Origin of the sequence: Planococcus sp. APC 3900, assembly GCF_030407735.1 — a bacterium.
Classification (GTDB): Bacteria; Bacillota; Bacilli; order Bacillales_A; family Planococcaceae; genus Planococcus; species Planococcus notacanthi.
This window is the reverse complement of sequence record NZ_JASDCT010000027.1, coordinates 1-587: the sequence shown is the minus strand read 5'-3', so window position 1 is coordinate 587 and position 587 is coordinate 1. Positions and strand designations below refer to the sequence as shown.

The following is a 587-nucleotide window of genomic DNA, read 5'->3' as shown; positions in this document are numbered from 1 at the left end:
AAGTCACGAACCCAAGAAGTTCAAATGCTATGCTCCGATCGCCCGAAGGCGACCATCGCAAAAGCCGTTCTCGCGCCAAGGCGCTCGTGACGTCTTTTGTTGACGTTTTGCTGTTCAGTTTTCAAGGTTCAGGAATAAAATTTTGGAGCGGGTGAAGGGAATCGAACCCTCATCATCAGCTTGGAAGGCTGAGGTTTTACCACTAAACTACACCCGCATATATTATATGGAAGAAAAAATATGGTGCGCCCGAGAGGACTCGAACCTCTAACCGCTTGATTCGTAGTCAAGTACTCTATCCAATTGAGCTACGGGCGCATTAGAGATGTATGGTGCGGCCGAGAAGAGTCGAACTTCCACGGGATTTCTCCCACTAGGCCCTCAACCTAGCGCGTCTGCCATTCCGCCACGACCGCATTGAATTATTTTTAGGGACAAATTCTATTATACTTCATCATCGTTTCGATGTCAATAAGAATTTCTAATTCATCGTCGCTACGTTTTAATAATAATGGCTGGGGTACCTGGATTCGAACCAGGGCATGACGGGATCAAAACCCGTTGCCTTACCGCTTGGCTATACCCCA

4 tRNA genes are annotated in these 587 nt (G+C 47.4%); all 4 read right to left on the bottom strand.

Annotation, left to right across the window (positions count from 1 at the left end):
- Positions 1–143 precede the first annotated feature (143 nt).
- Positions 144–217, bottom strand: a tRNA-Gly gene (locus tag QMA04_RS18210).
- A gap of 24 nt (positions 218–241) precedes the next feature.
- A tRNA-Arg gene (locus tag QMA04_RS18205) sits at positions 242–318 on the bottom strand.
- A 12-nt stretch (positions 319–330) separates the two neighbouring features.
- A tRNA-Leu gene (locus QMA04_RS18200) sits at positions 331–416 on the bottom strand.
- A 96-nt stretch (positions 417–512) separates the two neighbouring features.
- Positions 513–587: transfer RNA gene (locus QMA04_RS18195), tRNA-Gln, on the bottom strand.